At 38.5% G+C, this 7,131-nt stretch carries 6 protein-coding genes; all 6 read left to right on the forward strand.

The genetic code is table 11. From position 1 onward, the window contains the following. Positions 1-149: 149 nt before the first annotated feature. The 6 genes from AB1349_12060 (at position 150) to AB1349_12085 (ending at position 6,886) form a co-directional block, all read left to right on the forward strand. Positions 150-791, forward strand: a complete 642-nt coding sequence (locus AB1349_12060) for a hypothetical protein (GenBank protein ID MEW6558064.1) — start codon at positions 150-152, stop codon at positions 789-791. A gap of 478 nt (positions 792-1,269) precedes the next feature. Beyond that, positions 1,270-2,952, forward strand: a complete 1,683-nt coding sequence (locus AB1349_12065) for a zinc metalloprotease HtpX (GenBank protein ID MEW6558065.1) — start codon at positions 1,270-1,272, stop codon at positions 2,950-2,952. Positions 2,953-3,012: 60 nt separating this feature from the next. Next, positions 3,013-3,675: a hypothetical protein gene (locus AB1349_12070; protein ID MEW6558066.1), complete on the forward strand. Its 663-nt coding sequence runs from the start codon at positions 3,013-3,015 to the stop codon at positions 3,673-3,675. Between the two features lie 8 nt (positions 3,676-3,683). Then, the gene (locus AB1349_12075) at positions 3,684-4,253 is read left to right on the forward strand and encodes a LemA family protein (protein ID MEW6558067.1); all 570 of its coding nucleotides are present in this window, start codon (positions 3,684-3,686) and stop codon (positions 4,251-4,253) included. 35 nt (positions 4,254-4,288) lie between these two features. After that, positions 4,289-5,299, forward strand: a complete 1,011-nt coding sequence (locus AB1349_12080) for a TPM domain-containing protein (protein MEW6558068.1) — start codon at positions 4,289-4,291, stop codon at positions 5,297-5,299. A 120-nt stretch (positions 5,300-5,419) separates the two neighbouring features. Next, positions 5,420-6,886 (forward strand): hypothetical protein, encoded by a 1,467-nt coding sequence (locus AB1349_12085; GenBank protein MEW6558069.1) that lies wholly within the window; start codon positions 5,420-5,422, stop codon positions 6,884-6,886. Positions 6,887-7,131: the final 245 nt, after the last annotated feature.

A 7,131-nucleotide genomic window follows, 5' to 3' on the forward strand; every position in this document is an offset into this window, starting at 1 on the left:
CTTTATGAGGAAGTGTTATTGAAGAGCCGTGTGTGGGCAATCTGCAAGCACGGTTCTGCGAGGGGCACGACAGCCCGATAGGGCTGTCACCACAAGGAGGTTATAAAGATGTCTACTCAACAAAAATGATACAGAATTGGGCTGATGGAATGTTAGTAATATTTGCTGATCAAATCTCTAAGATTTCTGGATTGGAATTGATGGGTCTAGAAGAAGTAGTAAAAAGTGAAGCCTATCAGAAATTGAAGTGGAAAGCTAAAGCTGGGCTTTCATTTGTTGATGTAATACAAGGTAAATCACCAGTATTTAAGGTTGCAGCAACAGATTTTAAACTTGCCAACCTAGAAGCTAAGAAAGGACTTGGTTCTGCTTTGGGTGGACCAGGGAAAATAAAGGAGCAATTACACAATCTAGCTAAAGATTTGGATGTAGATATAGTTTTTGTTGTAGAACAGCACGTAGAATTAAGAGGTAAGGGTATGGCAATGCTTGGTCCATCTAAGTTTACACCTGTTTATACTATAATGACGGTTAATGCTTTTGGGAAAGAAAAGAACCGAGTTGTCTGGAGCGGACAGGTAAAAGAGGAATTCAGTTCTGGTGAAGCGGTTAAAGCTAAATATAGTGATTTTAAATTTCGGAGTTATGGAACATTTACGGAAACATCCTATACTGTTAGCGTAGATATGGAGGAATCATATAGAAGTGCTCTTGCTCCCTATATTGTGGTTTGTGATTTATTCAGAGCAAAAATGGCTAATGATCGAGATAAAAAACAAACGGAGTTTTGAAACGATATAGAAAAGTTAATGTGTGTTTCAATTTTAACATAGCGTCTTTGTGATTTCAGGTTAGGATATTTAAGTGTATCGAAAACTGAGGAATTGGAATTGGGGACGGTCCTCAATTAATTGGATTCCCGATAAATGCATTCAGATGAGATTGCTTCCCCCTATGTCCATTGGGGTTGCAATGACAAACGAAGAACAGATTGCCATAGCCGATTTTATCGCGTTTAGGGGACGAAGTTAAAAGGCTGTGTCGGCTACAAGGGACTACCCAAAACAGGTGTTGTCGGACAGCCTCTAATAACTAATAGATATAAAAAAATCCGTTCCGCTTTTTCGGGGAGTGGATTTTTTTTATTTGAAATTTTTCCAATTTTATGTATAATTTATACAAATAACCGCAGACGTCGTTCCCACGAAAGTGGGAATCCATAGATTCCCGTTTACACGAGAATGACAAACAGCGATCTGCGAGACATTTATGCTCTACTCTCTTCCTGCCGAAACCGTTTTGGATGCCAGAGAGCAAGCCGAACGAACCACCCGGGTGCTGTTTGTTCTGATACTGATAATTTACACTGTTTTTTTTAATTTGATATTTGCAATAATACTTATTTGTCTTGGTAAGCATTTTTATTTTTTTATTGTGAAAAAATTCTGGCTGTTCAATGTTATTGCTACAGGGGTTGCTTTCTTCACGGCAATAATTCATTTTTGGTTTGCAAGGAAACGAGCACTCAACGAAATCCTTGAGCAGTTAAATGCAGCGCCGTCGGATAAAAGAGATGAATATCACAAAATTTTTATAAATATTGTACAGGAAGCAGAATCAGCAACAGGCATAAGACCGATTATGGCGGTGGTTATTCCATCTGCAGGCTGCAATGCATTTTCAGTTGAAGATGGTTATCATTTTACAGCGATTGGTGTAACGGAAGGCACATTGGCACGATTAGACCGTTCTGAATTAACTGCGGTTGTCTGTCACGAAGCGGCACATCTGGTTTCAGGCGATTCCCGACTTGCGACGACGGTAAGTAACATTTTAGGCATATTTGACCGTCTTAAGTCGCTTTTTACGAAATCAAAACTCTGGCAGGTGTTGTCAAAAACAAGGGCATCCGCAACATTGTTTTTAGCCCGTCCGTTTTTATGGTTTCTGGCGACACTTGGCAAATTTATCACCAGATTTATCTATATGGCGATTTCACGAAACCGCGAATTTCTTGCTGATGCGAATGCAGTAAATATGTGCAAAGACCCGCTTTCGCTTGCCGAGGCGCTTTACAAAATTTCGCAACGATACAGAGGCAGTTTTGAAGTACCGGAATGGTTTGCCTCGCTTTTTATTTTAAATCCAAAAGTATCATTTTTAGACGAAGAATATAGTTTTTTTGCTAATCTTTTCAGCACACACCCGCCTGTTGCAGACCGACTTAAAAAACTGATGACTTGGGCAAAAACAGATGTGATTGAAATTAAAGAGAATTTGCAGAATGGCGGGTTTCAACCCGCTGTCAATGTAGCAAATTCACACCATCTTGTAGCCGAGAATTTATTCTCGGTGAGCGAAGCGCAAAAAGAACCACCACAATTTTTTGCGCATATAAATAAAAAATGGGAAGGACCATTCACACCAATACAGATACTTGCATTAGATACAATTAAGCCATCAACATGGGTTTGTTCAAGAGATAATGATAAAATTACTCGTGCAGGCGATAACGAACTTTTACTACAACTGTTTATTAAAAGAATGTCAGGCGTGGTTTCAAAAAACAGATGTCCGCGCTGTAATGTCCCGTTAGTTGAAAAGCCGTACGAAGGCACTTTTACATTACATTGTAATTTTTGTAGCGGCGATTTGTTAAAATACGGTATATTAGAAAAAGTGATTGTTCGTAAAGATAAAGGATTTTCCAAAGATGAAATAGAAAGTGCTAAAACCTGGCGAGAATTGCAAAAAACAACGATAGCTCCAACTGATGGGTTCCATGAGATTAAGTGTCCGCTTTGTGGTTCACTGATGGCGAAAATGTTTCATACAATACTTACCGCTGTTGTGATTGACCGTTGTGTCAACAAAACATGTCGTGCAATCTGGTGTGATGGTGGCGAGTTAGAAAAAATCCAGATATTAGTTGAAGATGCTGAAAAAACATAAAACTGATACTTGCTCATTTAGCTAAATGAGCAAGTGAGAGCAAATTGGAGGAGGGCAAAGATGCAGAAGTATTTAGATGGGTTTTGTGAAGCGCTGGTTCAGTTGTATGGTGACAATCTGGTTTCAATTGTTCTCTATGGAAGTGCTGTGAAAAGGGAACATATTCTTAAGGAATCAGATGTCAATGTGATGGTGGTTGTAAAAGAACTCACACTTAAAAAACTTGCTTCTCTGGAAAAAACAATCAACCGTGCACAACGGAAAGCGAATATCAGTGTTGTTTTCTGGACGGAAGAAGAACTTAAAAATTCTGCTGATGTTTTTCCTGTTGAGTTTCTTGATATAAAAGAAAAATATCAAGTATTAACAGGCAGGGATATTATCTCGGATATTTCAATTGATACAAAAAATCTTAGGCATCAATTGGAATTTGAACTACGCAGTAAACTTTTACGACTGAGAAATGAATGGCTCAACTTAAAAGGGTCAAAAGCGCTTCTTTTTGATTTTCTTACTCATGCAGGGACTTCGTTTTTACATCTATTTAATTATGCACAGAAATTGGCAGAAGGCAAGATAGATAATTCTCTGTCAAAACCGTTCAAGAGATGTGTTTCTCTTAAGAAAAAAGAAGTCAAATTAGGTCGGTCGGGATTGGAAGAACTGTATAATGAAGTTCACGATTCCGTCAGCGAAATCATCTTTGCGATTGATAAAATTTAGGAGGGAAAATGCGGAACAAAGATCTACTTATTACGATTGGGATTATCGTTTTGGTTCTTGTAATTTTAGGTGGGATGTATAACGGTTTAGTAAAGAGGGATGTAGCGGTTACAACCGCTTGGGCACAGGTAGAGAATGTTTTACAACGCCGGGCAGATTTAATTCCGAATCTTGTATCGTCGGTAAAAGGGTATATGAAACATGAACAAGAGATTCTGGACAATCTTGCAAAAGCAAGAGCATCATATACAGGTGCCCAAACGGTTGATGAAAAAATGAAGGCAGGTGCTTTGATGGAAGGAGCACTTGCACGGCTGTTAGCGATTGTAGAAAATTATCCAAGCTTAAAAGCCAATGAAACATTTAATCGGCTGATGGACGAACTTGCAGGGACTGAAAACAGAATTGCGGTTGAACGGAAAAAATACAATGAAGCAGTTCAGGATTTGAACACAACAATTCGCAGAGTTCCATGGAATATAATTGCTAATTTTTTTAAGTTTCAAGCTAAACCGTTTTTTGAAGCAGAAGCAGGTGCCAAAGCAGTTCCTAAAGTAGATTTTGGAACAGAAAACTGATAGTTGCTCATTTAGCTAAATGAGCAAGTGAGAAAATGAAAATAAATTTAGTAAGTGGCGAGTGGCGAATAACAAGATTGTCATTGCAAGGTATAACCGAAACAATCTCATCAGGATTGCCACGTTCCTTTCAGTCGCTCGCAATGACACTATGTGTCACTTTCTACTCCCTACTTTCTACTGCCTGTCTTTATGCAGAAATTCCTCAAAAACCTATCGGATATATCAGTGATTTTGCTAATATCTTAGATGACAACACAGAGTCAGAATTAAACTCGCTTGTTACACAAGTAGAACAGAAAACTTCAGCAGAGATTGCAGTTGTGACGGTTTCTTCATTAGATGGAATGAGTGTTGAAGATTATGCAAATGAACTTTTTAACAAATGGGGTATAGGTAAGAAATGTAAAGATAATGGTGTTTTGGTATTGGTTGCTCTGAATGAAAGGAAGATGAGAATTGAGGTCGGCTACGGTTTAGAGCCAGTACTTCCCGATGGTAAATGTGGAGAAATAAGGGACAAATATATCCTGCCATATTTCAGACAGAACAATTACTCGGAAGGTATTATACAAGGGACATCTGCAATTGCGAAGATACTGGGATTAGAAAATGTTGAAACTCGTCCAGGTCCTCCAAGTTATTTAGAAAAGGCAGGTGCTATTGGAATATTGGGTTGGATGGTTCTTGCTTTTCTTTTAACTTCGGGCATAAAGGATAAAGTGATAGGCACCCTTATTCTTTTCATATGTTTTGCTTTTGTTGTGTTAAAATTAAATATTGAATTTTGGAAATGTTTGGACATTAGTGTTGCAGGAATTAGTGTGAAGTTTTTTTATATAGTATATGTATTTTTAACTTCGTTAATTGGTTATTACATGGGAAAAAGTGATCATATTGGGATGGAAAAGAAAAAACATTGGACTTTTTTTGTACAAAAAAGAAGAAGAATTGGTGATGGATTGGGCGGTTTTTCATCCGGCAGTGGTGGTGGTGGGTTTGGCGGTGGTTCTTCTGGTGGTGGCGGTGCCAGTGGCGGTTGGTGAATGCTGTGTAAAATTCAGTGGCTATCAATAAGACAAGCCACAGAATCACACAGAAAAACACAGAAAAAGTTCTGTGAAATTCTGTGAAGTTCTGTGGCTAAAAAATAAAGGAGGGGCGGGGTGAAATGTCCGAATTGCGGGTATGAGCAGGCGGATGGCTTAACAGAGTGTCAGAGATGCGGACTGATATTTGCTAAATGGAAAACACGACAAGAGCAAACTTCTGTATCAAACACGCCATCCAACCAACAAGTCAAAGCATCTTTATCTATGGATACTGCTAAACCGTCTGAAAGCAGTTCGTTAGAAGCGTGGCTATTGATATTTTCATTCCCGATTGTCATACCATCGCTGATAATCAACTTTTTAGGTGCCAAACGTTGGGGTAGAGTAGATTTCTGGCTGATAGCGTTTGATGGTGTAGTTCTAACAGCACTCTGTGCAAGGTCGCCATTGCTTTTACTGCTTATACTGATAGCATGGATTACATCAATTCTTTTATGGATTTGTAGGCGTGAAAAATTACCTTACGGGATATTTCTGGGGTATTCAAACAAGGTTGCAATGCGGTTGATTATTGGTGGTGTGATTTTTATTATCGGGCTTTTTTTGTTTGCACCTGCGTGGAAGGTCTGGCGAGAAATAGAAAAAATTATTCAGTTTGAAAAATCTGTCTCTGTAAAAGCACTCACAGAGTATTATGTTAGAGCACCACGCCGAGTTAAAATTAAAAATGCAATACTTGATTTCAGCAAAAAAATTTTCAGAGTTGAAACAAATTCGGGCGCTTTTTTTTACGTAACTGACCCGAGAAATCCTACGGTAATTATTGACCCGCGAGAACTCTGGTTAAGACGGAATGAACTTGTCGGCACATATGTAACTTTAGAAGGTGTGTCACCAAAAGATGTATATGAACATAGCAGTGTAGAATTCACACTTAAAGTTGGCGAAAAAGAAGAGATAAAACGGGAAAAAGATAATGCGCCCCGACTTTTTACATTGATAGAAAACCTGATAGAAACCAACAAAGGTTGCGTGTGGCTGGTTTCAGAGCCTATCAGTTCTATGAATGATACAGTTGCACAACAATTTTTAGCACGAACAACGCATACTGGATTAGCCACATATCTTTATGTAGATGATATTTTAGCAAAAGAGTTCTGGAACCGATTAAGGCAGCCAATCCCGATTTTAGGTGTAACGCTACTGCCGGACAAAAAACCGGGAATTCTGGCTATTCAGACATGGGTTCCTGTTCAAGGAACGAATGAAGTTTTGTGGATGGTATTCCCAGACGATGTTTCTACTTATTCAGGTGAAGTTCATGGTATTTATTTAGGAAGAAGTTATTTAACTAAAGGGCTTGCGAATTATGTTCGGGAACATTCCCCCCCTTTTCAGAAAAATCTATATGGCTATAACGAGCCGCAGGTGCTACTCAAGATAGGTGCTTTAGAATATCTACATTCACAGAAGTTGATTGATGAATTCAAGGAGTGTGTTTTCGGGGGCGGTTCGTGGATAGTTCTTTCTATCGGATATTCTATTATTTGCTGGGCGGTTCGTATTGCAAGCCGAGAATGATTACAGCGATTTTGAACGGCGATTACATAGTTTCTGTTAGTTTTTCAGTGCATATGAAATTATAAATTATAGCCACGAATGAGCACAAATGGACACGAAAAGTTTTTAACAAAAAATTTAAATTAGTGTTTATTCGTGTGCATTCGTGGACACACTATGTCAAGCGGTAGCTGAAATAAGTTTAAAGTTCTTTGACAAATCAGTGGAAATTGATTGTTTAGCAAAATTAGCGAGCAAAAAATTTT

The sequence above is a fragment of the Elusimicrobiota bacterium genome (genome assembly GCA_040757695.1).
Classification (GTDB): domain Bacteria; phylum Elusimicrobiota; class UBA8919; order UBA8919; family UBA8919; genus JBFLWK01.

Excerpts from the sequence above, each read along its gene's own strand:
- AB1349_12080 (MEW6558068.1), top strand. The coding sequence starts at position 4,289 with ATGAAAATAAATTTAGTAAGTGGCGAGTGGCGAATAACAAGATTGTCA.
- AB1349_12060 (MEW6558064.1), top strand. The coding sequence starts at position 150 with ATGTTAGTAATATTTGCTGATCAAATCTCTAAGATTTCTGGATTGGAA.
- AB1349_12075 (MEW6558067.1), top strand. The coding sequence starts at position 3,684 with ATGCGGAACAAAGATCTACTTATTACGATTGGGATTATCGTTTTGGTT.
- AB1349_12070 (MEW6558066.1), top strand. The coding sequence starts at position 3,013 with ATGCAGAAGTATTTAGATGGGTTTTGTGAAGCGCTGGTTCAGTTGTAT.
- AB1349_12065 (MEW6558065.1), top strand. The coding sequence starts at position 1,270 with ATGCTCTACTCTCTTCCTGCCGAAACCGTTTTGGATGCCAGAGAGCAA.